The sequence below is a fragment of the Planobispora rosea genome (assembly GCF_014648175.1).
Taxonomy (GTDB): Bacteria; Actinomycetota; Actinomycetes; order Streptosporangiales; family Streptosporangiaceae; genus Planobispora; species Planobispora rosea.
In genome coordinates this window covers 1-24,739 of the sequence record NZ_BMQP01000006.1, presented here as the reverse complement: position 1 = coordinate 24,739, position 24,739 = coordinate 1, and the positions used below count along the sequence as shown (strand labels likewise).

25 protein-coding genes are annotated in these 24,739 nt (G+C 70.8%); 16 read left to right on the top strand and 9 right to left on the bottom strand.

Annotated elements, in window-relative coordinates; translation table 11 throughout:
• Positions 1-198 precede the first annotated feature (198 nt).
• Complete coding sequence (locus IEZ08_RS07630; RefSeq protein ID WP_068926722.1) at positions 199-1,404, top strand: cytochrome P450; 1,206 nt, start codon at positions 199-201, stop codon at positions 1,402-1,404.
• On the opposite strand, the gene IEZ08_RS07625 is transcribed toward IEZ08_RS07630, so the two are convergent.
• Positions 1,397-2,386 carry a polyprenyl synthetase family protein gene (locus IEZ08_RS07625; RefSeq protein WP_068926724.1) on the bottom strand — a complete coding sequence of 330 codons (990 nt, stop codon included), beginning with the start codon at positions 2,384-2,386 and terminating at the stop codon, positions 1,397-1,399. The genes IEZ08_RS07630 and IEZ08_RS07625 overlap by 8 nt on opposite strands.
• 385 nt (positions 2,387-2,771) lie before the next feature.
• Between IEZ08_RS07625 and IEZ08_RS07620 the strand changes: the two genes are divergently transcribed.
• The 5 genes from IEZ08_RS07620 (at position 2,772) to IEZ08_RS07600 (ending at position 5,557) form a co-directional block, all read left to right on the top strand.
• Positions 2,772-3,239, top strand: coding sequence for a hypothetical protein (locus tag IEZ08_RS07620; protein ID WP_189241906.1), 468 nt, complete (start codon positions 2,772-2,774; stop codon positions 3,237-3,239).
• A 132-nt stretch (positions 3,240-3,371) separates the two neighbouring features.
• Positions 3,372-3,749 (top strand): type II toxin-antitoxin system RelE/ParE family toxin, encoded by a 378-nt coding sequence (locus tag IEZ08_RS07615; protein ID WP_189241905.1) that lies wholly within the window; start codon positions 3,372-3,374, stop codon positions 3,747-3,749.
• The gene (locus tag IEZ08_RS07610) at positions 3,746-4,066 is read left to right on the top strand and encodes a helix-turn-helix domain-containing protein (protein WP_068926730.1); all 321 of its coding nucleotides are present in this window, start codon (positions 3,746-3,748) and stop codon (positions 4,064-4,066) included. The genes IEZ08_RS07615 and IEZ08_RS07610 overlap by 4 nt, the downstream gene beginning before the upstream one ends.
• 9 nt (positions 4,067-4,075) lie before the next feature.
• Complete coding sequence (locus IEZ08_RS07605; RefSeq protein WP_068926732.1) at positions 4,076-4,600, top strand: NUDIX domain-containing protein; 525 nt, start codon at positions 4,076-4,078, stop codon at positions 4,598-4,600.
• Between the two features lie 57 nt (positions 4,601-4,657).
• Positions 4,658-5,557, top strand: a complete 900-nt coding sequence (locus IEZ08_RS07600; protein WP_068926734.1) for an aminoglycoside phosphotransferase family protein — start codon at positions 4,658-4,660, stop codon at positions 5,555-5,557.
• A gap of 26 nt (positions 5,558-5,583) precedes the next feature.
• Here IEZ08_RS07600 and IEZ08_RS07595 read toward each other — a convergent pair whose 3' ends face one another.
• On the bottom strand, positions 5,584-6,609 hold the full coding sequence (locus tag IEZ08_RS07595; RefSeq protein ID WP_068926736.1) for a GDP-mannose 4,6-dehydratase: 1,026 nt from the start codon (positions 6,607-6,609) through the stop codon (positions 5,584-5,586).
• A 306-nt stretch (positions 6,610-6,915) separates the two neighbouring features.
• On the opposite strand from IEZ08_RS07595, the gene IEZ08_RS07590 reads away from it, so the two are divergent.
• The 4 genes from IEZ08_RS07590 (at position 6,916) to IEZ08_RS07575 (ending at position 11,369) form a co-directional block, all read left to right on the top strand.
• On the top strand, positions 6,916-8,160 hold the full coding sequence (locus IEZ08_RS07590; protein ID WP_068926738.1) for a glycosyltransferase family 4 protein: 1,245 nt from the start codon (positions 6,916-6,918) through the stop codon (positions 8,158-8,160).
• Between the two features lie 27 nt (positions 8,161-8,187).
• The gene (locus IEZ08_RS07585) at positions 8,188-8,901 is read left to right on the top strand and encodes a class I SAM-dependent methyltransferase (RefSeq protein ID WP_068926740.1); all 714 of its coding nucleotides are present in this window, start codon (positions 8,188-8,190) and stop codon (positions 8,899-8,901) included.
• An 86-nt stretch (positions 8,902-8,987) separates the two neighbouring features.
• The gene (locus IEZ08_RS07580) at positions 8,988-10,025 is read left to right on the top strand and encodes a prenyltransferase (protein ID WP_189241967.1); all 1,038 of its coding nucleotides are present in this window, start codon (positions 8,988-8,990) and stop codon (positions 10,023-10,025) included.
• A gap of 135 nt (positions 10,026-10,160) precedes the next feature.
• Positions 10,161-11,369, top strand: a complete 1,209-nt coding sequence (locus IEZ08_RS07575; protein ID WP_189241904.1) for a DUF1702 family protein — start codon at positions 10,161-10,163, stop codon at positions 11,367-11,369.
• 34 nt (positions 11,370-11,403) lie between these two features.
• On the opposite strand, the gene IEZ08_RS07570 is transcribed toward IEZ08_RS07575, so the two are convergent.
• Positions 11,404-12,060, bottom strand: coding sequence for a class I SAM-dependent methyltransferase (locus IEZ08_RS07570; protein WP_229802974.1), 657 nt, complete (start codon positions 12,058-12,060; stop codon positions 11,404-11,406).
• 103 nt (positions 12,061-12,163) lie between these two features.
• On the opposite strand from IEZ08_RS07570, the gene IEZ08_RS07565 reads away from it, so the two are divergent.
• The 3 genes from IEZ08_RS07565 to IEZ08_RS07555 are packed head-to-tail and all read left to right on the top strand — an operon-like array spanning position 12,164 to position 13,957.
• Entirely contained in the window at positions 12,164-12,628 is a 465-nt protein-coding gene (locus IEZ08_RS07565) for a pyridoxamine 5'-phosphate oxidase family protein (RefSeq protein ID WP_068926746.1), read from the top strand.
• A gap of 37 nt (positions 12,629-12,665) precedes the next feature.
• Complete coding sequence (locus tag IEZ08_RS07560) at positions 12,666-12,857, top strand: ferredoxin (RefSeq protein ID WP_068926748.1); 192 nt, start codon at positions 12,666-12,668, stop codon at positions 12,855-12,857.
• A gap of 14 nt (positions 12,858-12,871) precedes the next feature.
• Positions 12,872-13,957: an alcohol dehydrogenase catalytic domain-containing protein gene (locus tag IEZ08_RS07555; RefSeq protein ID WP_189241903.1), complete on the top strand. Its 1,086-nt coding sequence runs from the start codon at positions 12,872-12,874 to the stop codon at positions 13,955-13,957.
• A 252-nt stretch (positions 13,958-14,209) separates the two neighbouring features.
• Here IEZ08_RS07555 and IEZ08_RS07550 read toward each other — a convergent pair whose 3' ends face one another.
• On the bottom strand, positions 14,210-15,157 hold the full coding sequence (locus IEZ08_RS07550) for an AraC-like ligand-binding domain-containing protein (RefSeq protein WP_068926752.1): 948 nt from the start codon (positions 15,155-15,157) through the stop codon (positions 14,210-14,212).
• Positions 15,158-15,425: 268 nt separating this feature from the next.
• Between IEZ08_RS07550 and IEZ08_RS07545 the strand changes: the two genes are divergently transcribed.
• The gene (locus tag IEZ08_RS07545; RefSeq protein ID WP_189241902.1) at positions 15,426-16,292 is read left to right on the top strand and encodes a dioxygenase family protein; all 867 of its coding nucleotides are present in this window, start codon (positions 15,426-15,428) and stop codon (positions 16,290-16,292) included.
• A gap of 206 nt (positions 16,293-16,498) precedes the next feature.
• Here IEZ08_RS07545 and IEZ08_RS07540 read toward each other — a convergent pair whose 3' ends face one another.
• The 5 genes from IEZ08_RS07540 to IEZ08_RS07520 form a co-directional block, all read right to left on the bottom strand.
• Positions 16,499-17,506, bottom strand: a complete 1,008-nt coding sequence (locus IEZ08_RS07540; protein ID WP_189241901.1) for a sugar phosphate isomerase/epimerase family protein — start codon at positions 17,504-17,506, stop codon at positions 16,499-16,501.
• 65 nt (positions 17,507-17,571) lie between these two features.
• Positions 17,572-18,741, bottom strand: coding sequence for a Gfo/Idh/MocA family protein (locus IEZ08_RS07535; RefSeq protein ID WP_229802973.1), 1,170 nt, complete (start codon positions 18,739-18,741; stop codon positions 17,572-17,574).
• On the bottom strand, positions 18,738-19,799 hold the full coding sequence (locus tag IEZ08_RS07530) for an ABC transporter substrate-binding protein (RefSeq protein ID WP_068926758.1): 1,062 nt from the start codon (positions 19,797-19,799) through the stop codon (positions 18,738-18,740). The genes IEZ08_RS07535 and IEZ08_RS07530 overlap by 4 nt, the downstream gene beginning before the upstream one ends.
• 17 nt (positions 19,800-19,816) lie before the next feature.
• Entirely contained in the window at positions 19,817-20,809 is a 993-nt protein-coding gene (locus IEZ08_RS07525; RefSeq protein WP_068929150.1) for an ABC transporter permease, read from the bottom strand.
• Positions 20,810-20,859: 50 nt separating this feature from the next.
• Positions 20,860-22,368: a sugar ABC transporter ATP-binding protein gene (locus tag IEZ08_RS07520; protein ID WP_229802972.1), complete on the bottom strand. Its 1,509-nt coding sequence runs from the start codon at positions 22,366-22,368 to the stop codon at positions 20,860-20,862.
• Between the two features lie 490 nt (positions 22,369-22,858).
• On the opposite strand from IEZ08_RS07520, the gene IEZ08_RS07515 reads away from it, so the two are divergent.
• A complete protein-coding gene (locus IEZ08_RS07515) occupies positions 22,859-23,308 on the top strand; it encodes a hypothetical protein (protein WP_189241900.1) in 450 nt (149 codons plus the stop codon).
• A 58-nt stretch (positions 23,309-23,366) separates the two neighbouring features.
• Positions 23,367-24,416, top strand: a complete 1,050-nt coding sequence (locus tag IEZ08_RS07510; protein ID WP_068926762.1) for an AraC family transcriptional regulator — start codon at positions 23,367-23,369, stop codon at positions 24,414-24,416.
• The last annotated feature ends 323 nt before the right edge of the window (positions 24,417-24,739 follow it).

Here is a 24,739-nt window from a genome sequence, read left to right as displayed (position 1 = left end):
CCGCGCGGGAACGGGCAGGGGGTTCTCCGGAGGCGGGTCAGGAGGGTCTACCCGGCACCGCACTTGACTCCTCCTTCCACGCGTAATAGAACACGTTTCAGAAATACGCGACCAAGCGCTTGATCAAGTGCCTGGCGTCGAGCCGTGCCCGCATGGGCCGCGGTTCCCGGCACGTGCGCACCCCCTCCAGGAGGGCACATGGAGATCGACCTCGTCGACCAGGACTTCTACGCGCAGCACGGGCCACCGCACGAGCAGCTCGCCTGGTTGCGGGCCAACTCCCCGGTCCACCTCCACCGTGGCGACGAGGCGCGCGACTGGCCCCCGTTCTGGGCCGTGACCAAGCACGCCGACGTGGTCCACGTCTCCCGCCGCTCCGACCTCTTCTCCTCCAGCCGCAAGCTCGCCCTCTTCAACGAGATCCCCGAGGCGGAGCGCGAGATGCAGCGGATGATGATGCTCAACCAGGACCCGCCGGAGCACACCCGGCGCCGCTCCCTGGTCAACCGGGGCTTCACGCCTCGGATCATCGGGCAGCTGGAGCAGCACATCCGCGACATCTGCCACGACCTGGTGGACGAGGCCAAGGGCCGTCCCTCGGCCGACTTCGTCCGGGACATCGCCGCCCCGCTGCCGCTGTACGTGATCTGCGAGCTGCTCGGCGCGCCCGTCGAGGACCGGGAGAAGATCTTCACCTGGTCCAACCGGATGATCGGCTCCGAGGACCCCGACTACGCCGCCGACCCGGCCGAGGGGCACGCCGCCGCCATGGAGGTCTACGCCTACGCCAACGAGCTGGCCGCCCAGCGGCGCGCGGAGCCCCGCGACGACATCATCACCAAGCTCCTGCAGCCCGCCGAGGACGGCGAGGCCCTCAGTGAGGACGAGTTCGACCTGTTCGTGCTGCTGCTGCTCGTCGCGGGCAACGAGACCACCCGCAACGGGGCCTCCGGCGGCATGCTCGCCCTCTTCGAGCACCCCGACCAGTGGGCCCGGCTGGTGGCCGACCCCTCCCTGGCCGGCACCGCGGCCGACGAGATCGTCCGCTGGGTCTCCCCGGTCAACCTCTTCCGCCGTACGGCGACCGCCGACACGGTGGTCGGCGACCAGCCGGTGCGCGAGGGCGACAAGATCGTGGTGTTCTACAGCTCGGCCAACCGCGACGAGGACGTGTTCGACTCGCCCGGCGTCTTCGACATCGGCCGCACCCCCAACCCGCACATCGGCTTCGGCGGCGGCGGGGCCCACTTCTGCCTCGGCAACCACCTGGCCAAGCTCGAACTCCGGGTGATGCTGGAGGTCCTGGCCGACCGGCTGCCCAAGATCTCCCAGGCCGGTCCGGCCCGCCGCCTGCGTTCCTACTTCATCAACGGCATCAAGGAGCTGCCGGTCGCGCTCACCTGACGAGCAACGCCTCCGCCCGGTCGACGTAGGCGGGCGGGAGTCCGCGCAGGACGGCGGCGGCCTCCGGGTCCGTGACGTCGGGGAGCGCGGCGACCGCCTCGGCGGCCAGGGCACGGCAGTATCCGACCGTCTCCTCGGCCATGGAGCTCTCCCTGAGCCGGGTGAGGACGGCCGTGATCTCGTCCTCGGTCAGCCTCCGCCCGAGGAAGGGGCGGAGGTCCCCGCAGTCGCGCCCCAGCGCGGTCAGCAGCGGGAAGCTGTAGACGCCCTGCCGCAGGTCGTTGCCCACCGGCTTGCCGAGCCGCCCGGCGGTGGAGGCCAGGTCGAGCAGGTCGTCGAGGATCTGGAACAACATCCCGAACCGCTCGCCGTACTCCGCCATGGCCCGTCCGTCCCGGTGCGCGACCACGCAGCTCGTCCGGAACAGGGAGGCGGTCTTGCGGCGGACCGACTCCAGGGCGTCCGCCGGGGTACGGCCGGCGTCGAAGAGGGCGGCGGTCTCCTGGAACTGGCCCTCGGCCAGCTCGACCAGCGTGGTGGCCAGCGTCTCGGCCACCGCCCTGGAGGTCGACGACAACGCGGCGAGCCAGGCTCTGGCCACCATGAAGTCACCCACGACCAGCGCCCCGCCGTTACCCAGCTCGGCGTTGACGGTCCGTACGCCGCGCCGCTCCGCCGCGTTGTCCATCAGATCGTCGTGGACCAGCGACCCCGCGTGGATCAGCTCCACGCACGCCGCCGCGGTCACCGTCCGCCGGTCGATCCGCCCGCCCAGCGCGAGCGCGGACGCCAGGGTCAGTGCGGGACGCAGCCGCTTGCCGCCCGCGCCGGTGATCCGCCCGGCGGCGCGGTTGATGAGCGGCAGGCGGGAGGAGGTGCTCAGCCGGTTCAGGCGCTTCTCCACCCGGTTCAGCCCGGCGGAGATGGCCGGGCCGGCGAGAAGCTCTTCCGGATGTTCCGTATGTGTGGCATGGATCAGCATGATCGACTCCTCCAGGAGAGGACCTTCACCGGGGGATCAGGCATTGCGAGAGATCGCCCCCACACTGCCCCGATCATGCTGTGCCGACGCTGAGTCATGCTGAGCGGACGCTGAGAGCCCGTCCCTGCCTGGGGCATCGCCGCCCCGCGAATAAACTGCAGGCGGCCCTTGAGGGTCATCCGCCACGGTCAGGGATATGACGCGCATGCCAGACGCCAGACAGAAGCCCCGCTCCGGGAAGAGATCCGCCCGGCGGCCCTCCGGTCACGCACCCGCCGGGACCGGCGCTGGCGGAGGGAACCGGCCCGGCGCGTCCCCCTCCGGCAAGGGTGCTCCCGGGCGGAAACCGCGCGGGCTCACGGGACAGGTCGCCGGACCGGCGACGATGCTCTTCCTGATCGGCCTGATGCTGCTCCTGGCCTACACCGTCGTCGCCACCACCCGCCCCGACCTGGAGATCGCGCTCGGCGGCAGGGGCACACCGGGCACCGCCGAGGTCCTGTCGTGCGAGGACCTCGGCAGCGGGCGCTACGACTGCGACGCCCGGTTCACCTTCGACGACCCGGCGCGGGAGCCGATCGTCATCGACACCGTCCCGGACGCGGAGGCGGGCGAGACCTTCCCCGCCGCCCTCACCCCGGAGGGCGACCGGGTCGTGCCCACGGGCGAGCGGGGCGTGTGGGCCTCGGTCGGCCTGCTCGCCCTCGTCCCGCTCTGCGTGGCCTTCATCCCCACGATGGTGCTGTACGGCTTCGGCATCCGGCGCGGCCGCAGAGCCTCGGTGATCGGTGCGTTCGCGGTGTCGGCCCTGTCCCTCCTGACCTCCTGCACCGGCCTGCTCCTCGGCTCCTGATCCACGCCCCGTACAAGCCATGGCGCCTCAGGCAACGAATCTCAATCCGAGGACTCCCTCCATTCCGCGGCCTTCAGAGCTGAGGATATTTAGAATATTCTTAATCATGGTGCCCCTCTCGAGGAGACCACAGTGGACGAGTGGGAGATCTTCTTCACTGACGAGGTGGAAGAATTCCTCGACGCCCTGAGTGAGACCGACCCCACTTCCCACATGCTGGTCAACCAGGCCATCTTGATGTTGGAACGCAACGGCCCCGCAGAGGGCCGCCCGCTTGTGGACACCATCGCGGGCTCCAAGATCTCCAACATGAAGGAACTACGGCCGGGTTCCACCGGCCGTAGCGAGATCCGCATCCTGTTCATCTTCGACCCTTGGAGAGCTGCCATATTGCTGATAGCCGGTGATAAGGCAGGTAATTGGGAACGTTGGTACCGGACAGCGATCCCGCGAGCTGAGCGGTTGTACGAGCTCTATCTGGTGGAACGGCGGAAGGAGATGGGCCAGTGAGCAGCTATCGCAGGTGGCGTGAGAGCGGCCATCTGGAGAAGGCGATCGAAACCGCGGGTGGCCCCGAGCAGTTTGAGAACGAGATGCAGCAGCTACGTGCCCAGACACAAGGGTGGCGGCTGAGCGAGATGCGCCGACGCCGAGGCCTCAACCAGGCACAGGTAGCCGAGCGCATGGGCATCTCGGTAGCCCGAGTGTCCCAGATCGAACAAGGTGACGTGTCGACCCGTGAAGTCCTGGACCGCTACGTCGCCGCGCTCGGTGGCACGCTCAAGCTGATCGCCGACTTCGGCGACGAACAGCTCAAGGTCAGCTGAGCACGCCGCATGCGCTGGCAGGTCAACTCCGAAAAGCCTCTCTTCACCGACCCGTGGCTGAAGGTCCGGGTCGCGGACGTGGAGTTCCCCGACGGCAGGCGTCTGGATCACCGCGTGATCCGGACCGCTCCGGGAGCCGGAGCCGTCGTCACCGACGATCGGCGCCGGGTGCTGCTGATCTGGCGGCACCGCTTCATCACCGACACCTGGGGCTGGGAGATCCCCATCGGCAAGATCGACGATGGGGAGGAGCCGATGGCGGCCGCCGCCCGCGAGGTCGAGGAGGAGACCGGCTGGCGGCCCGGGCCGCTGCGCCCGCTGCTGCGCGTCCAGCCGACCAACGGCATCTCCGACTCCGTCCACCACATCTTCCGCGCCGGGACCGCCGTCCGCATCGGCCCGCCCACCGACCCGTGGGAGGCCGAGCGCATCGAGTGGGTACCACTCAGCGGTGTCCGCGACCTGATCGCCAAGGGCGACATCGTCGGCGGCACCAGCGTGGCCGCCCTGCTCTACGTCCTCACCGAGCCATGAGTCCGTCGGCTGCCCCGTGCCCAGCGGGCGGTCCGGTGCCGTGTGCGACACTGCCGCATGATCGATCTGACCCTTGATCCCGTGACCGAGGCCAGGCTCGTCAATCGGTTCGGTCCCGGTTTCCACGACTGGTCCGCCGCGCTGCCCGGGCTTCTGGAGAGGCTCTCCCGGCGCTGGGATCTGGAGGTCGTCGCCTCCGTCGCAGCGGGTGGCACCTCGCGTGCCTTCCACGTACGGCGGGCCGGCGGCGCTGCCGTACTCAAGCTCACTCCCGATCCGGAGATCGGCGTCACCGAGGCGACCGCGCTCCGGGCGTGGGCGGGAAACGCCCACGTGGTCTCTTTGATCGACTCGGACGGTGAGTCGGGGGCGCTGCTGCTGGAGGCGGTGGAACCCGGCGACCGGGTCGGACGGCTCCCGATCGAGGACGCCGCGACGCTCCTCCGCCACCTCCGCCTGGCGGAGATCCCCGAGGGTGCGCTTCCCACGCTCAGGCGGCGCATCGGCTTCCTCTTCGAGCTGACGGTCGACCGGTGGCGGAACGGCCCGGCGCAGGAGCACCTCGATCCCGGTCTCATCGAGCGTTGCCGGTCCGCCGCGCTCACGCTGGCCTCGGACGGCCCGGCCGGGCTGGTCCACGGAGACCTGCACCCCGGCAACGTCCTCGTCGGCGACCGTCACGGTCTCGTCGTGATCGATCCGCGGCCCAGCATCGGTGACCCCGCGTTCGACGCCGTCGACTGGGTCCTCGCGCGCGCCACGGAGGTAGACGAGGTGGAGGGGAACGTCACCCGTCTCGCCGCCCTGGTCCCGGCTCTGGACCCCGACCGGCTCATGGGGTGGTGCCGGGCGGCAGCCGTCATGATCGCCGTCTCCCGGCTGAACCGGGGCCTCCACGATCAGGAGACCCGGCTCCTCACCGAGCTGGCGGAGGCTTCCCGGCCGCTCCCCCGGTGATCGAACGGGTCCGGCTCCCGACGGAGTCAGGGCCAGGAGGAGTCCTGGTCGGGGTCGCCGCCCTCGGACAGGAGTTTGATGTCGGCCTCGACCATCATCGCCACCAGCTCCTCGAAGGAGACCGACGGCTCCCAGCCGAGCTGGACGCGGGCCTTCTTCGGGTCGGCGCAGAGCAGGTCGACCTCGGCGGGGCGGTGCAGGGCCTGGTCGCAGACCACGTACTGCTCCCAGTCGAGGCCGGCGGCGCTGAAGGCCGCCTCGACCAGCTCGCGCACCGACTGGGTGCGGCCGGTGCCGATCACGTAGTCCTCGGGGGTCGCGGCCTGGAGCATCATGTGCATCGCGCGGACGTAGTCGCCCGCGTAGCCCCAGTCGCGGCGGGCCTCCAGGTTGCCCAGGCGCAGCTCGGAGGCGAGGCCGAGCTTGATGCGGGCCACCCCGAGGGAGACCTTCCGGGTGACGAACTCGGCGCCGCGGCGCGGGGACTCGTGGTTGAACAGGATGCCGGAGACGGCGAACATGCCGTAGGACTCGCGGTAGTTCTGGGTCAGGAAGTGGCCGTAGGCCTTGGCCACGCCGTACGGCGAGCGCGGGTGGAAGGGGGTCGTCTCGGCCTGCGGGGTCTCGCGGACCTGGCCGAACATCTCCGAGGACGACGCCTGGTAGAAGCGGATCTGGTCCGATCCCGCGGCGGTCCGGGAGGAGATGCCGGAGCAGACCCGGATGGCCTCCAGCATGCGCAGCACGCCCATGCCGGTGACCTCGGCGGTGAGCTCGGCCTGCTCCCACGACATCGGCACGAACGAGATGGCCCCCAGGTTGTAGACCTCGTCCGGCCGGACCTTCTCCACGGCGGAGATCAGCGAACCCTGGTCGAGCAGGTCGCCCCGGACGAGCTGGACGTCCTGCAGGAGCTTGCGCACCCGGGAGACGCGCGGGTTGGCCTGGCCGCGGACGAGCCCCCAGACCTCGTAGCCCTCACTGAGCAGATGCTCGGCCAGGTAGGAACCGTCCTGACCGGTGATGCCGGTGATCAGCGCGCGCCTGGCCAACGCGTCCTCCTTGCTCGTCGGGCAGGGCTCTCGCCCGGACCGTGTCTCGCCCGAACAGTGTGGTGTTGACTGGCGAATGTACCGCTCTGTCCCGATGTGAGCACGCCATCGATCACATCGCCCCTAGAACACGTTCCACTGAGCCGGATTCGGTCAGGCTAACATCGCAGCTTGTCCCTGGTGGAGGTGTTATTGGACACAATTCCACATTAGCTGGATGAGGACTACCGAATGGTAGGGTCCGAGGTCTAAGGTCATCTTTCACGGTACCTGTCCTCACTCGGACAGGGTGAGGAAGGGGTTGCCGTGCCGGGTGGTGATTCGCTGCGGGTCGCGCTGTTGTCCTACCGCAGCAAGCCGACCTGCGGTGGCCAGGGTGTCTACCTGCGTCATCTCAGCCGTGAACTCGTCGCCCTCGGGCATCACGTCGAGGTCTTCTCCGGCCAGCCGTACCCCGAGCTGGACGAGGGCGTCATCCTCAACAAGGTCCCCAGCCTGGACCTGTACCGCGACGACGATCCCTTCCGCACGCCCAGGCCGAGCGAGTTCCGCGACTGGATCGACGTGCTCGAGGTCGCGACCATGTGGACGGCCGGGTTCCCCGAGCCGCTGACCTTCACCCTGCGCGCCCGCCGCGAGCTGGCCAAGCGCGTCGGCGACTTCGACGTGGTCCAGGACAACCAGACGCTCGGGTACGGCCTGCTCGACATCCAGAAGCTGTTCCCGGTGGTCGGCACCATCCACCACCCGATCAGCGTGGACCGGCGGATCGAGCTGAAGGCCGCGCCGCTGCGCAAGCAGTTCTCGATGCGGCGGTGGTACGGCTTCGTGCGGATGCAGGCCAAGGTCGCCCCCCGGCTGAACCCGATCCTGACCGTCAGCGAGTCCTCCCTCGCCGACATCCACCGTGACTTCAACGTGCCCCAGGCCAACATGCGGCTCATCCCGCTGGGCGTGGACACCCGCTACTTCCACCCGCGCCCGGAGCTGCCCAAGCGGCCCGGCTCGATCGTCGCGGTGGCCAGTGCCGACTCCCCGATGAAGGGCGTCGCGACGCTGCTGCGCGCGGTGGCCAAGCTCTCCACCGAGCGCGACGTGAACCTGACCGTGGTCAGCAAGCCGACCCCGGGCGGCCCCACCGAGAAGCTCGTCGCCGAGCTCTCCCTGCAGGACCGGGTCACGTTCGTGCACGGCATCTCCGATGACGAGCTGGGCGAGCTGATCGCCACCTCGGAGATCTCGGTCGTCCCCTCGCTCTACGAGGGTTTCTCGCTCCCGGCCGTCGAGCACATGGCCTGCGGGACCCCGCTGGTCGCCTCGCGGACCGGCGCGCTGCCCGAGGTCGTCGGCGACGCGGCCATCCAGGTCGCCCCGGGCGACCCGGAGGAGCTGGCCGCCGTGCTGCGCCGCCTGCACGACTCCCCCGAGGAGCGGGCGGCGGTCGGCCGGAAGGGCTACGACCGGGTCATGGAGCGCTTCACCTGGAACGTCGTCGCGCAGCGGACCGTGGAGGCCTACCGCGAGGCCATCTCGGCCCGGCGCGCGAAGTAACCATCAATCCTCTGCAAGGAGCGGCAAGTGCTGACTGTCGACTTCGACCGGTTGCCCGTCGGGCCCGGCACCCGAGTTCTCGACCTGGGCTGCGGCGGCGGGCGGCACGCGTTCGAGGTGCTGCGCCGCGGCGCCGACGTGGTCGCCTTCGACATGGACGCGGCGGAGCTGGAAGGCGTGGCGAGCATGTTCGCCGCCATGGACAAGGCCGGTGAGGTCCCCCCGGGCGCGACGTCCGAGACCGTGACCGGTGACGCGCTGGACATGCCGTTCGAGGACGCCAGCTTCGACCGGGTGATCGCCGCCGAGGTGCTGGAGCACATCCCCGACGACATGGCGGCGATGCGGGAGATCTTCCGGGTGCTCAAGCCCGGCGGTCACGCCGCGATCACGGTGCCGAGCTTCCTGCCCGAACGGATCTGCTGGGCCCTCGACGAGGACTACCACACCGCTCCGGGCGGGCACGTGCGGATCTACACGCTCGCCGAGCTCAGCGCCAAGCTGAAGGCCACCGGCTTCCGGATCGGCCCGCACCACCACGCCCACGGCCTGCACGCGCCGTACTGGTGGATCAAGTGCGCGGTCGGCGTCAACAACGACGAGCACCCGCTGGCCAAGGCGTACCACGAGATCCTGGTCTGGGACATCATGAAGCGCCCGGCCGTCACCCGCATCGCCGAGTCCCTGCTCAATCCGATCATCGGCAAGAGCGTGGTGCTCTACGTCCGGAAGCCCTCGTGACCGAGCAGGTCCCCCGGCACGGCGACGCCACGAGCACGGCCGGGGAGGGAGACGGCGCGGGCTTCCCGGCGGAAGCGGACTTCCCGCTGGAATGGGGGCAGGTCGTCGAGACCGCCCGGAGCATCGCGGCCGTGCAGGAGCCCGACGGCGGCGTGCCCTGGCCGGAGGGGCACGTGGACGCCTGGAACCACGTCGAGTGCCTGATGGCGATGACCGTGGCCGGACTGACCGGGCCCGCGCGCAAGGGCTACGACTGGCTGGCGTGCACCCAGCGGGCCGACGGGTCCTGGCCGATGAAGATCGTCAAGGGCGAGGCCGTCGAGAAGGGCGGGGAGTCCAACCACGCGGCCTACGTCGCGGTCGGCGTCTGGCACGAGCTGCGGGTCACCGGGGACGAGGAGTTCGCCCGGGAGATGTGGCCCGTCGTGCGGTCCGCCCTGGACTTCGTGGTCGGACTGCAGACCACCCGGGGTGAGATCGTCTGGGAGCGCGCGGCCGACGGCAGGCCGGCGCCGTACGCTCTGCTGACCGGTTGCTCCTCGGTCTACCAGGGGCTGCGCTGCGGCGTGCTGCTCGGCGAGCACCTCGGTGACCCCCAGCCCGACTGGGAGCTCGCCGCCGACCAGCTCGGCCACGTGCTGGCCGCCCACCCGGAGGCGTTCGCCGACAAGAGCCGCTTCTCCATGGACTGGTACTACCCGATCCTCGGCGGCGCGCTGCGCGGCCCGGCGGCCCACGCCCGGCTGGCCGAGGAGTGGGAGACGTTCGTCGAGCCGGGCCTGGGCATCCGCTGCGTCTCCGACCAGCCCTGGGTGACCGGCGCGGAGTCGTGCGAGCTGGTGCTGGCGCTGGACGCCCTGGGAGATCGGGAGCGGGCGCTGAAGCTCTTCGCCGACATGCAGCACCTGCGGCACGACGACGGTTCCTACTGGACCGGCTGGCAGTTCGTGAACGAGAAGTGGTTCCCGCACGAGCGCTCGGCCTACACCGCGGCCGCCGTCGTGCTCGCCGCCGACGCGCTGCTCGGCCGTACCGGGGGCGCGGGCGTCTTCCGCGACGCGGGCGCGCACGCGACGGACCGTCCCACGGCCGCCTGCGGCTGCAGCCACGCCCGCTCCCGCTGACCCTTCCGTGCGGTCCCCGCCGACCGGCCGGTACGGCTCCGTAGGCCACTCGCACGGCTTGCGCTGACCCTTTCTTTGCCCGGACGGCCGGGTCCGGTGCTTGAGGGGCGGATCCCGGCTGGCTACGGTCGGCCCGTGAGCAACGCGGAGGGCATCCAGACAGTCGCTCGGTGCGACGACGGCACGTGGGCGCCGGACGCCCCCGGTCCGGGGCACACCGCATCCGCGCCCGAGCACGCACCGCCCCGGCCGTCCGAGGTGGAGCACGCGCCGCCCGGGCCGGGTCACCGGCCGTCCGGGACCGCGCCGTCCAGAACCGCGCCATCCGAGGCCATGCCGTCCGAGGCCGTGCCGTCCGAGAGCGCGCCACGCCAGAGCGCGCCGGAGGCCCCCGCAGCGGGCCGGACGGAGGCCCTGCGGGCGTTGAGAGGGCCGCTCCGCCAGGATCCGGGCCGGGGGGACTTCGGCAGGCTCCGCTTCCGCCTGGGCCCGGCACGCGGGCATCTGGAGGCCGCCGTCCTGTCCTTCCTGACCGGGTTCAACGCTGTGATCGCGGGAGAAGCGGAACGGATCGACGATCTCGGCGAGGAGGTGCGCGGGTTCGCCTACGAGGGCGCGGGCATGGCCTGCGCGACGCTCGACGTTCTCACGCTGACCGGCGGCCGCCGGCTCCGGGCGCTGCTCAGCGGGCAGGGGGTACGGTACCCGCACATGATCCACTCTGGCGCGGGCTGCGCCTACGCCCGGTTGCGGTTGCGCCCGACGTGGGGTGTCCGCGCGGTCCATCCGCTGCTGCGCTGGCTGGCCTTCGACGGCTTCGGCTTCCACCGCGGCCTGTTCGCCGCCGACCGGACCGTGGGACGGCGGCGCACACCCCGGCTGATGGACCGGACCCGATGGGCGATCTTCGATCAGGGTCTAGGCCGGGCGCTCTGGTTCCACGAGTGCGCCGGGGCCGATGACGTCGTGCTGCGCCTGGCCGAGTTCCCCGCGGGCCGCCGTGCCGACCTGTGGAGCGGCATCGGCATGGCCGCCGCGTACGCCGGGGGCGCGGCCCCGGACGATCTGGAACGCCTGGCCGGGGCGGCGGCCGAGGCCGGTTTCCACGCCCATCTCGCCCAGGGCGCCGCGTTCGCCTGCGCGGCCCGGCTGATCTCCGGCGCCGTCCCCGGGCACACCGCCGCGGCGGCGCCCGTACTGTGCGGCGCCGAGGTGGACGAGGCCGCCGGATGGACCGACACCGCGCTCATCGCGCTGGGCCACAACGCCTACAGCGGCGAGCACTACCAGGCCTGGCGCGCGGGAGTCCGCAAGGCCTGGTCCCGCCGCGGCCGGGAAGCCTGACCCACGCAGCCGGGAGGCGTGACTCGCGCGGGCGTCAGCCGATGCCGGGGCCGGTGCGCTCCAGCACCCGGAGCGAGCCCTCGTGCCGGACCTCCTTGAACGCGCCGGAGGCGAGAACCCGCTGGTAGACCCGGTACGGCGCCTGCCCGCCGTCGGCCGGGTCGGGGTAGACGTCGTGGAAGGCCAGCGCGCCACCGATCATGACGTGCGGCGCCCAGCCCTCGTAGTCCGCGGTCACCGGCTCCTCCGAGTGGCCGCCGTCGATGAACAGCATCGCCAGCGGGGTGTTCCAGAGCGCGGCGACCCGCTCGGACCTGCCGACGATCGCGATGACCTCCTCCTCCAGCCCGGCGGAGGCGATCGTGGCGCGGAAGGTGGGCAGCGAGTCCATCTTGCCGAAGCGCGGGTCCACCAGGGTGGGGTCGTGGTGCGCCCAGCCCGGCTGGATCTCCTCCGAGCCACGGTGGTGGTCCACGGTCAGGACGACGGAGCCCGCCTGACGGGCGCCCGCGCCGAGGTAGACCGCGGACTTGCCGCAGTAGGTGCCGATCTCGCAGATCGGTCCGAGCGGGCCGTAGGCGACCGCGGTCTCGAACAGGGCGAGGCCCTCGGCGTGCGGCATGAACCCCTTGGCGCGCTGCGCGGCGCCCAGCAGGTCGGGGGGCATGGAGGGCGGAGTGGTGGTGCTCATCGGAGCAGGGTACACAGACCGGGAGGAAGGGCGAAGCGCACAACCAGAACGACATTCCGTTGGGCTCTTGCCCACCTCCATGGAACGTGTTCTACTTTGCACCGTGAACCAGCGCGCCCGCATCGTGATGTCCGACGACGAGGTCACCGCCTTCATCGCCGAGTCACGCAAGCTCCAGCTCGGCACGATCAATCCGGACGGCACACCGCACCTGGTGACCATGTTCTACGGGCTGACCGACGGGAAGATCTCCTTCTGGACCTACGGCAAGGCCCAGAAGACGCGGAACATCGAGCGGGACGCCCGGGTGAGCTGCCTGATCGAGGCCGGAGAGGAATACTCCGACCTGCGTGGAGTCCTGGTGTACGGCGTGGCCCGCAGGATCGACGAGCCCGAGGGCATCCTCGACGTCGGCATGAACGTGGCCAGGCGGATGGCCGGGATGCCGGAGGCCGAGGAGCTCCTGACGGAGTACGTCGCCTACACCGGCCGCAAACGTATCGCCTTCGTGGTGGAGCCGACCCGGGTGATCTCCTGGGATCACCGTAAGCTCGCCACCGCGGTATAGCACGGTCGAGCGGCACAGCCCGGTTGAGGAGGCTCCCATGAAGGTCAAAGTCGACTATCTGGTCTGCGAGGCCAACGCCGTCTGCACGGGACTCGCCCCGGAGGTCTTCGAACTCGACGACGACGACCAGCTGCACCTGCTGCTGCCTGAGCCGCCGCCGGAGATGATGGACCGCGTCCGGCACGCCGTGCGGTCCTGTCCCAAAGCCGCCCTCTCCCTAGAGGAGTAACGAGGAGGTCCCCCATGCGTGGTGCGCTTCTGCATACCGTCGGCGACGACAAGCTCGACATCCGCGACGATTTCACCCTCGCCCCGATGGGCCCCACGGACGTCCGGATCAAGGTCAGGGCGACCGGTGTCTGCCACTCCGACCTGTCGGTGATCAGCGGCGTGCTGCCCATGCCGCTCCCGGTCATCCCCGGCCACGAAGGCGCGGGTGAGGTCGTGGAGGTCGGGGACCACGTGACCGGCCTCCAGCCCGGCGACCATGTCATCGTCAACTGGACCCCGGCCTGCGGCGGCTGCCCCAACTGCCTGGTCGGCCAGCCGTTCCTGTGCATGACCTACGTCATGGACAGCTTCGTCAACGCCCGATTCCGTTACGGCGGTGACACCCCCGCCTTCGGCATGGCCGGGTGCGGCACCTGGTCCGAGGAGATCATCGTGCCCTGGCAGGGTGCGATCAAGGTCGATCCGGAGGTGCCGTTCGAGGCGGCGGCGCTGATCGGCTGCGGCATCACCACCGGCGTCGGCGCGGCGCTCAACACCGCCAAGGTGCGCGCGGGATCGACCGTGGCCGTGGTCGGCGCCGGCGGCATCGGCCTCTCGATCATCCAGGGCGCCCGGATCTCCGGCGCGACCACGATCCTGGCGATCGATCCGCTGGAGTCCAAGCACGAGCTGGCCAAGAAGGTCGGCGCCACCCACGCGATCACACCCGACCAGCTCCCGGACGCGCTCGGCACGCTGACCGGCGGCCAGGGCTTCGACTACGGCTTCGAGGCCGTCGGCAAGTCCGCCGCCATCATGACCGCCTGGCAGGCGACCCGGCGCGGCGGCGACGTGATCGTCGTGGGCGCGGGCGCGATGGACGACACCGTCCCGCTGACCGCGTTCAACCTGCTCTTCGAGGGCAAGAACATCCTCAGCTCGCTGTACGGAGGATCCGACGTCCGCCGGGACTTCCCGTTCTTCGCCGGGCTCTACAAGGCGGGCAAGCTCGACCTGGAGAGCATGATCAGCGCCCGGATCAAGCTCACCGACCTCAACGACGCCGTGGCGGCGCTGCGGGGCGGCGAGGTCCTGCGCCAGGTCGTCGTCATGGACTGAGTGAGCCGTCACGGCGGCACGGGGCGACATGAGCGCGACACGACATGAGCGCGACACGACATGAGCGCGACACGACATGAGCGCGACACCGACAGCACCGCCGTGAACGGGCACGGCCCACGGCCTCCCGGCCTGCGCCGGAACACCGCGGGCCGCTCGCCCGGCCGCCGCACCCGCCCCATCCGGCCGGCCGGCCGTACTCCCCCCGTCCGTACTCCCTCGGTCTGTCCTCCCTCGCTCCGCCCTTCCCCGTCAGCCCGGTGGCCGGCTCCGGTAGTCGCGCGGCGCGACGCCGTAGGCCCGGCGGAAGGCCCGGCTGAAGGAAGTCGGGTCGGAGAACCCCCAGCGGGCGGCGATCACGCTCACCCGGTCGGCCCCCGGCTCCCCGGACGCCAGCTCACGGCGGCAATGGTCCAGACGGCGGGCCCGGATGTGCGCGGCCACCGTGGTACCCGCCGCCTGGAAGATCCGGTGGAGCTGGCGCAGTGAGACGTGGTGGGCCCGGGCCACGGCCTCCGGGGACAGGCCGGGCCGGTGCAGGTTCCGCTCGATCCACTCCGTGATCCGCTCGAACAGCTCGGCGTGCGCGCCTCCCGGCGGGAGCGCGTCGTCCAGGCGCTCCCGTATCGCGCCGGTCACCACGTTCACCAGGGCCTCCCCGACATGCATGCCGTACGGTCCCTCCGCCGCGTCGCCGTCTGCGGCCAGCGCGGTCAGCAACGAGACGGCCACCCGTCCCGGCCCGCTCCGGCTGGCCAGCAGCGTGCCGAACAGACTCGCCACATGGGTCGGCGGCAGCGGGATCGCCGACCGGGGGACGGTGAGCGCCAGCAGATGGTGACTGTCCAGCGCGAACCGGACCGGCCGCGCCAGGTCGTAGAGGACCAGGTCGCCCGGGGTGACCACGACGTACCTGCCCGCCTGCTCGACCACTCCCGAACCGCGCAGCAGCAGGGAGAACTTGTAGTGGTCGGGCCCGCCCCGCAGGACATGCCGCCCGGCGCGGCTGACCACGTGGGCGACCGCGCGCACGTCGCTCATCTGGACCGGGCCGAACGTGCGGCCGACGATCCGGCCGTCGAACCCCTCCCGGGCGTCGGTCTGCATCTCCAGCGGACCGAACGCCTGGGAGACGGTGTAGCGCCAGAACGCGGCCTGGTCCTCGACCGGCTGCCCGGCGGTGCTGACGAACATGGGCATGGCCGTCTCCTCGTCACAGTGGCGGCCCCAGCCTTCCCCTCCCGCCCGGCCGGGCGGAAATCCCATCACCGCTCCAGCACCGTGTTATGCCCGCCGTGCCTGCTCCCCCGGCGCCGCCGTACGGCGGGCAGCCTGGCGCTCTCCGCCGGCTGCCTGGCACGCACGGTCAGATCTCCGGCCGGGGGCGTGGATATACACGTCAGGACGGAACGGGCCGTGCCGACCCCCCAGCGCGGCCGGCCGCCGCTGTCCGAAGGAGAGCACACCCATGTCCGAGAACCCTCACGTGCCCAGAGATAAGACGGCCGGAGACAAGACAGCCGGAGACAAGACAGCCGGAGAGGAGTCCGGCCTCAGCCGTAAGCAGTTCATCACCGCGGTCGGCGTGGGCGCCCTGACCGTCCCGGCCGTGGTGGGGGCCGCCGCCGCCGCGGGCGCCGCCTCGGCCCCGCCGGAGAACGAGCTGCTGGCCTGCACCCCCGGCAGGACGACCATCGCGCAGATGGAGGGGCCCTACTTCAAGCCCAACTCCCCCCAGCGCGACGACCTCACCGGCGGAGTGTCCGGCACCCGCCTGGTCGTCACCGGCCACGTCTTCAACCGCGCCTGCCAGCCTCTCAGCCGGGTGCTGCTGGACTTCTGGCAGGCCGACACCATGGGCGCCTACGACAACACCGGCTACCGGCTCCGCGGCCACCTGTACACCGACGCCAACGGGGTCTACCGGCTGACCACGATCGTCCCGGGCCTCTACCCCGGCCGGACCCGGCACATCCACGTCAAGCTCCAGGCCCCGGGCCAGCCGCAGATCCTGACCACGCAGCTCTACTTCCCGGGCGAGCCGCGCAACAACACCGACACGATCTACGATCCGTCGCTGCTGATGAACGTGCGCACGGTCGGCTCGGGACGGGAGGCGACGTTCGACTTCGTGCTCAACGTCGCCGGCACGAGCTCGCCGACCCCGACCCCGACCGTGACGCCCACGGGCGGCGGCACCTGGCAGGCCGGTACCTACTACGCGGCCGGGGCCCAGGTCACCTACGGCGGCGCGACCTACCGGTGCCTGCAGGCGCACACGGCCGCGGCCGGCTGGGAGCCGCCGAACGTCCCGGCCCTGTGGCAGCGCGTATGACGGGCCCGGTGCCGATCCCGCCGCGCTGACGACAGCGTGGCGCCGTGAACCGCGGGGCGGCGCCTCCGGTGGATCACGCCGTCCCCGCGGGTGGAGCGGCGGGGCGGCGGCGCGTCCGACGGACCGTGCCGTCCCGCAGGCGGCGGGGCGACGGCACGGTCAGCCGGCACGGCGGCCGCCGCCCCGCCCCCTCCCGTCCCCCCGGGTCACTCTCCGCCGAACGCCGCGTCGAAGGCGGCGGCCGGCGGTGTGATGGCGTTCAGCCTCCTGACGAACCCCAGTGCCTCCGGGGCGCCGTCGAGGCGGTCCATGCCCGCGTCCTCCCACTCGATGGAGATCGGGCCGTCGTAGCCGATGGAGTTCAGCGCCCGGAAGCAGTCCTCCCACGGCACGTCGCCGTGACCGGTCGAGACGAAGTCCCAGCCGCGCCGCATGTCCGCCCAGGGCAGGTGGGAGGCGAGCCGCCCTCGTCGCCCGTCTCCGCACCTGACCTTGGCGTCCTTGCAGTCCACGTGGTAGATCCGGTCGGCGAAGTCGAGGATGAACCCCACCGGGTCGAGGTCCTGCCAGACCATGTGGGAGGGGTCCCAGTTCAGCCCGAACGCCTCCCTGCGCCCGATCGCCTCCAGCGTCCGCGCCGTCGTGTGGTAGTCGTAGGCGATCTCGCTCGGGTGCACCTCGTGCGCGAACTTCACCCCGACCTCGTCGAACACGTCGAGGATCGGGTTCCACCGGTCGGCGAAGTCGCGGTAGCCCGCCTCGACCATCGACGCGGGCACCGGCGGGAACATCGCGACCGTGTGCCAGATCGACGACCCGGTGAAGCCCACGACCGTGCGCACGCCGAGCTTCGCCGCGGCCCGCGCGGTGTCCTTCATCTCCTCGGCCGCGGCCCGCCGTACCTCCTCGGGATTCCCCGAACCCCAGATCCGCGCGGGCAGGATCGCCTTGTGCCGCTCGTCGATCGGATGGTCGCAGACCGCCTGCCCGACGAGGTGGTTGGAGATCGTCCACACCTTCAGGTTGTGCTTGGCCAGCACCTCCAGCTTCCGCTCGACGTAGGAGTCGTCGGCCAGGGCCTTGTCCACCTCGAAGTGGTCGCCCCAGCAGGCGATCTCCAGGCCGTCGTAGCCCCACTCCGCCGCCAGCCGGCAGACCTCCTCGAACGGGAGGTCGGCCCACTGGCCCGTGAACAACGTGACCGGCCTGCTCATCTCGCCACCGTCCCTTCACTCCGCCGGCACGTCACTCCGCCGGCACGTCACTCCACCGCGCCGCATCACTCCACCGCCGTCCAGCGGCTCTCACCGGCCGCGCTCGCCTCGACCGCCGCCAGGACCCGCTGCACCCGCAGGCCGTCGTCGAAGGACGGCTCCGGGTCGGTCCCGTCGGTGATCGCCTGCAGGAAGTCCCTCACCTCGTGGGTGAACGTGTGCTCGTAGCCCAGTCCGTGCCCCGGCGGCCACCAGGCCCCCGCATACGGGTGGTCCGGCTCGGTGACCACGATCCGCCGGAAGCCCGCCTCGGCCCCGGCGAGCGTGTGGTCGTGGAACCACAGCTCGTTCATCGCCTCGAAGTCGAAGGCCAGGCTCCCCTCGGAGCCGTTGACCTCGATCCGCAGGGCGTTCTTGCGCCCCGCGGCGAACCGGGTGGCCTCGAAGGAGGCCAGCGCCCCGCCCTCCAGCCGCCCGATGAACAGCGCGGCGTCGTCGACGTCCACCGTCCCCGTCGCCCCGGTACGGCTCCCGCCCGCGAGCCCCTCCGACCCCTCCGCCAGGGGGCGCTCCTTGACGAAGGTCTCGGTGAGGGCCGAGACGCCCGTCAGGTTCCGCCCGGTGACGAACTGGGCGGTGTCGATGATGTGCGCCCCGATGTCGCCCAGCGCGCCCGAGCCCGCGCGCTCCTTCTGCAGCCGCCAGACCAGCGGGAAGTCCGGGTCCACGATCCAGTCCTGGAGGTACTGGGCCCGCACGTGGCGCAGCTCCCCCAGCCGCCCCTCGGCCACCAGGCGCCGGGCGAGCGCGATCGCCGGGACCCGGCGGTAGTTGAAGGCGACCATGGACCGCACGCCCCGCGTCGCCGCCTCGCGCGCCGCCGCGGCCATCGCCTCGGCCTCGGCGACGCTGTTGGCCAGCGGCTTCTCGCACAGCACGTGCTTGCCCGCGGTCAGTGCGGCGATCGCGATCTCGGCGTGCGAGTCACCGGGCGTGCAGATGTCCACGATCTGCACGTCGTCCCGTTTGACGAGCTGTTTCCAGTCCGTCTCGACGGCGGCCCAGCCGAGCTCTTCGGCGGCGGCCGCCGTACGTTCCGCAGAGCGCCCGCACAGCACCGCCATGGACGGCACGGCGGGCAGGTCGAAGAACGCGGCGACGCTCCGCCAGGCCTGGGAGTGCGCGCGTCCCATGAACGCGTGCCCGACCATGCCGACCCCGATGACCGGCTTCACGATTCGAACCCCAGGGGCAGGTACCGGGCGACGTTCTCCTTGGTGATGGTCTCCGAGGCCAGGGTGATCGACTGCGGCACCTGGTTCTCCACCAGGTCGCTCATGCCCTTGCCCTGCGCGATGAGCCGGGCCAGCTTGATCGCCGAGGAGGCCATCGTCGGGCTGTAGGTCACCGTGGCCTCCAGCACGCTGGTGCCGGACTGGATCTCGCGCATCGCGTTGGCCGAGCCCGCGCCGCCGACCATGAAGAACTCGTTCCGGCCCGCCTCCTTGATCGCGGCCAGCACGCCGACGCCCTGGTCGTCATCGTGGTTCCAGATCGCGTCGACCTTCTTGTGCGCCTGGAGCAGGTTCGTGGCGACCGCGTTGCCGTTCTCCACCTTGAACTGGGCGTCCTGCTGGGCCGTCACGCTGAAGCCGTACGTCTTCAGCGCCTCGGCGAAGCCCTTGCTCCGCTCCTGGGTGAGCGGGAGCGTCGCGATGCCCTGGATCTCCAGGATCACCGGGTCCGCCACGCCCTTGTCCTTGAGTTTCCTGCCGATGTAGTGCCCCGCCGCGACTCCCATGCCGTAGTTGTCCCCGCCGATCCAGGTCCGGTAGGAGAGCTTGTCGGGGAAGATCCGGTCGAGGTTGACCACCGGGATGCCCGCGTCGGTGGCCTGGCGGGCGACCTGGTTGAGCTGCTGGCCGTCGTTGGGCAGGAGCACCAGCACGGAGACCTTGGCGGCGATCAACGACTCGACCGCCGAGATCTGCGCGTTGATGTCGTTGGTCGGCTCGACCGGCTTGAACTCCACGTCGCTGTACTGCCCGGCGGTCGCCTGGGCGTTCTTGGCGATCGCGGCGATCCAGCCGTGGTCGGCCGCCGGGGCGGAGAAACCCATGGTGATCTGCTTGCCCGGCTGGTCGTTGCCGCCGGCCGGGGCGTTCGTGGGCTGGGCCGCGGCGGGGCTGGGCTGGGCGGCGGGCTCGTTGCTCGTGCAGGCGGTGGCCAGGGCTCCCGCCCCGATGACGGCCCCGCCCACGAGGAAGCCCCGGCGGGCGAGTGGGTTGGACATGACCGTGCTCCTTACTCTCACGTCCGGGATTCGAGGCCGCGCCGCTGGAGCAGCACCGCCACGACGATGATCAGGCCCTTGGCGATCAGCTGGTCGCTGGTGTTGAGGCCGTTGAGGATGAAGAGGTTGGTGATCAGAGTGAAGATCATCAGGCCGAGGATCGAGCCGATGATCGTGCCGCGCCCGCCGGTGAGGAGCGTGCCGCCGATGATGACGGCGGCGATCGCGTCCAGCTCGTAGAGGTCTCCGTGGGTGGAGGAGCCGGTGGTGGTCCTGGCCATGATGAGCACGGCGGCGATGCCGCAGCACAGTCCGGACAGCGCGTACAGCAGCAGGGTGTGCCGCCGCACGTCGATGCCGGCCAGCCGGGCCGCCTCGGGGTTGCCGCCGACCGCGTAGGTGCGGCGGCCGAAGGTGGTGCGGTTGAGCAGGATCCAGCCCGCCAGCACCACCAGGGCGAAGATGTACACCAGCAGCGGCAGCCCGAGCACCCGGGTGGTGGACAGCTCCACGATCGTCTCGTTGCCCTGCTGCACCAGCTGGGTCTTCCGGTCCGACATGCGCTGGGCCAGGCCGCGCGCGGCGACCAGCATGGCCAGCGTGGCGATGAACGGCACCACCCGCCCGTAGGAGATCAGCAGGCCGTTGACCAGTCCCGCCCCGGTGCCGACCAGGACCGCGCAGAGGATCATCACGAACGGCCCGTACGACTGCGTGGCCAGCGTCGTGGCCCAGACCGAGGCCAGCGCCATGATCGCGCCGACGGACAGGTCGATGCCCCCACCGATGATCACGAACGTCATGCCGACGGTGATCACACCGATGGTGGCGGCCAGCGACAGGACGCTGACCAGGTTGGAGGTGGTGGCGAAGTTCTCCGGACGGGTCACCAGGCCCACGACCACCAGCAGCGCCAGCGCCACCAGCAGGCCGAGGTGCCGGGCCTCCCCGAACCGGGCCAGCGGTCCCGTCCTCGCGGCGGGCTTGCGGGCCTGCGCCTCGACCCGCACGTGCTCATCGGCAGGCGGCGCCTTCTCGGCCTGCGGACCGCGGGAGTCGGTCACAGCGCACTCCCTTCCATGATCATGTCGAGGACCTGGTGTTCGTCCAGGTCACGGGCGTCTGACCGGTGGATGATCCGGCCCTCGCGGATCACCAGCACCCGGTCGGCCAGGCCGAGGACCTCGGGCACCTCGCTGGAGACCAGCAGCACGCCGATCCCCTCGTCGGCGAGCCGCCGGATGACGGCGTACAGCTCCGCGCGGGCCCCGACGTCCACCCCGCGGGTGGGTTCGTCCAGCAGGAGCAGCCGCCGCGTGCCGACCAGCCATCGGGCCAGCACCGCCTTCTGCTGGTTGCCGCCGGACAGGGTCCTGATCGGCCGTTCCGGATCACCGGGCCGGATGTCGAGGGTCTCGATCAGATCCCGCGCCCGGGCGCTCTCGCGACGGCGGTCGATCCAGCCGAACCGGGAGTATCCGTCGAGCCCGGCCAGCGTGATGTTGGCGGCGACGCTCTGGTCCAGCAGCAGCGCCTGGGCCTTGCGCTCCTCCGGCGCCAGGCCCATGCCGAGCTTGACGGTGGCCGCGGCGCCGCCCCGCCGTACCGGGCGGCCTTCCAGGGTGACGGTGCCCGAGGCCCGGCGCGCGCCGTACACCGCCTCGATGATCTCCGAGCGTCCCGAGCCGACCAGCCCGGCCAGGCCGACGATCTCTCCCGCCCCGACCGTGAAGGAGACGTCGGCGAAGACTCCCGGCACGGTCAGCCCCTCCACCCGCAGCACCTCGGGCCCGGACCCGGGACGCTCGCGACGGGGCGGGAAGACGTACTCGACGTTGCGGCCGGTCATCAGGGAGACGATCTCCGAGGTGGCCGTGCTCTTCGCCGGGAGGCCCACGGCGGCGGCGCGGCCGTCCTTCAGTACGGTGACCCGGTCGCCGATCTCGCGGATCTCCTCCAGCCGGTGGGAGATGTAGACGACCGCGACTCCCTGGGCGGTCAGCTCCCGCACGATCCGGAAGAGGTTGGCGACCTCGTCGTGGGCCAGGGCCGCCGACGGCTCGTCCATGATGATCAGGCGTGTGTCGTGGGAGAGGGCTCGGGCCATGCTGACGACCTGCTTGGCGGCGGGCGAGAGGCGGCCGACCTCGGTGGACGGGCGGATCTCGGGGTGCCCGAGCCGGGCGAGCAACTCGCGGGTGGCCCGGTTGTCCTCGCCGGAGCGGACGAAGCCGAACCTGGCCCGCTCGTGGCCCAGGAAGACGTTCTCGGCCACGCTCAGCCCGTCGACCAGGTCGAGCTCCTGGTAGATCGTGGAGATGCCCTGCCGGATGGCGGCGGTCGGGCTGGTCAGGCGGACCTCCCGCCCGTCGAAGGCGATGACGCCCTCGTCGGGCTGGTGCGCCCCCGCCAGGATCTTGATGAGCGTGGACTTGCCGGCGCCGTTCTGGCCCAGCAGGCAGTGCACCTCTCCGCGTCGGACCTCCAGGTCGACCCCGTCGAGAGCGCGGACACCGGGGAACTGCTTCACGATCCCCCGCATGAGCAGCAAGGGGGCCTCTGCGGACACGGGACCTCCGTCTCGCACCGTCCAGGTTCGGAGCTGGTGATGCAGAAGCTAACCCCGTTCTGCCGGATTGTGAAGACCTTTTATCTCTCTTCCGACAGACTTTCGCTGATTTCAACAAAAGTCGTGGTCGCGACCGAGTACAAGAGAAGCCCCCCGCCGCGATGCGGCGAGGGGCTCCGGGGCTTCCGGCCCCGTACGGCTGGCGCACGCCCCGTACGGCTGGAGCATGAAGAAAGGCACGGTCAGCGCATGGATAGAGGGGCGGCTAGGCGTCAGCGCCGGCACCGCCGCCCGCCATTACCGATCCTGATCGCGGTCACCATCACTGCACGTCACCGCGCCTGCCCGAGATCAGTGATTGTTCAACGCCCACCTACGGGCGAGAGCCTCCACACAGATTGATCGATGAAGAGTGGTGTGCCTCACACCCTGTCACAACCTTCGCTCGGGTTACGTCTTAGGTCCGAACCCGGGAGATGAAGGGCACACCATGATCAAGAGCATCAAGGCGATTGTGATCGGCGGTGGATACGCCGGTGTGCCGGCAGCGTCCGGCTGGTCGTCGGGGCTGCGACCTGCTCGCGTCGCGGCCGTCGTCATCGGCGAGGGTGACCGCCTCAGGCAGGCCGTGCTGCGGGCGGTCACCGGCGCTGAGAAGGTGGCGCACCTCGCCTTCCACACTCGGCTCGTTGCGGTGCATGGCGGGATTCCCCTGCGGCACGCGCCCGCCGATGTGGGGCCAGAGCCCGTGATTCAGCATCGAGAGCCCGGCGTGCGCCGGCCATGGTGCGTGGCTCTCCTCGCCACCGGCTCTTTACGCCGTGGCCACATTCCTGCAAGGAAAGCAACGATGGGCGCAAGAAACAACGAGGGCGCCGAGTACCGGTGGACGAGCCGGGCATCAGCGGCCCTTGCGCGTGCAGATGGGGGAATCCAATGATCGCTTGGGACGGCGACACGTCGACCGCAGGGGCATTCTCATCCCGGGAGGCATTCCGATGGTGAGCAGCGTGATGTGGGATGGCACGGAAGCGGACACCGTAAAGGGCACCGTCTCGCCGCACCTGACCCGCCTACTGGTTCGCGCCGGCCTCGCGGCGGGCCTGGACCGGTCACGCCTGGCCGGTGTCCCCGACCTGGGCGTGCTGAATCAAAACGGGATCCGTATCCCCACCGCCACCATCATGCGGGTCTGGGAGCTCGTCTCCGGTCCTGCCTGGGAGGCAGGCGGCAGCAAGCGGGTCATGGAGCTGTGGCGGCCGGGTGCGCTGGGCGTGTGGGACTACCTGTTTTGCGTCTCCGGCACTCTCGGCCACGCGCTGGACGCCGCCAGCCGCCATCTCACGGCCATCGCCGATCCCGCCGACCGGTTTCTCACCGTCCGCGATGGCGACGGGGTGACGGTCACGTATCAGGGGCCCTACCGTGACCACCCGCAGTATCCGCTCATTGGAGAATTGGTGCCGCACATGCTGCTCGTACTGGCGAGCTCGGCAACGGGGCGACGGCTGACGCCGGTACGCGTGCGGTTGCCACAGCGCGCGTCAACCGCATCTCAGCGCGTCGCCGAGCTGTACAACACCACAAAGGTCGAGTTCGAGGCCGACCATCCGTCGATCACTTTCGCCGCGGCGGACACCGACGTCTCTCTGCCGCGCGCCGACCCTGCGCTGGCCGCGATCCTGGAAGACCACGCGCGTCTTTCCACGGTGGCCGCCCGACCGGTGTGGAAGTGGCTGGACCGGTTCCATGCCGCCCTTGAGTCCGCAGTCGCCGAGGGCCCGCCGGGACTTGACGAGGTGGCCGGCCGCCTGGCCATGAGCCCTCGGACCCTTCAGCGGCGCCTGCGCGAGGAGGGCACGACCTGGCGAGCAGAGCTGGAGGAGCTCAGACAGCGCCGGGTGCAACACCTGCTGCGGGAGACCTCGCTCAGCGTGGATTCCATCGCCGCGCGGGTCGGCTTCACCGACTCCAGGTCGCTGCGGCGCGCCGTCCACCGCTGGTACGGACACGGCCCGGCGGCGATCCGCGCGAGCGGCTCAGCGTAACCGGCCGATGGTACGAGCGCCAGCGGCTTGCCGAGCACCTTGACGACGAGAGGCCTGATGATCGTTATGACCTGACGTGCAACCGCCGCCGCAGGGCAGATCGGCTCGGAGCTACGGAACGCAGGTGCCAGGCCCCCTCAGCACGTAGCGCCCGTCACGATGGCGCGTTCGGCCCTCTCGGTGACGCTTGCGGCCCTCCTGTCGGACACCAGTGATCCCTATCGTCGAGCCAGACAGGACCCAAGACGGGGCCGTCGCAGCCTGATGAGAGGACACGCAATGGAGAATGCCCTGTTCGACTACAGCCCGATCGTCGGCCGCGA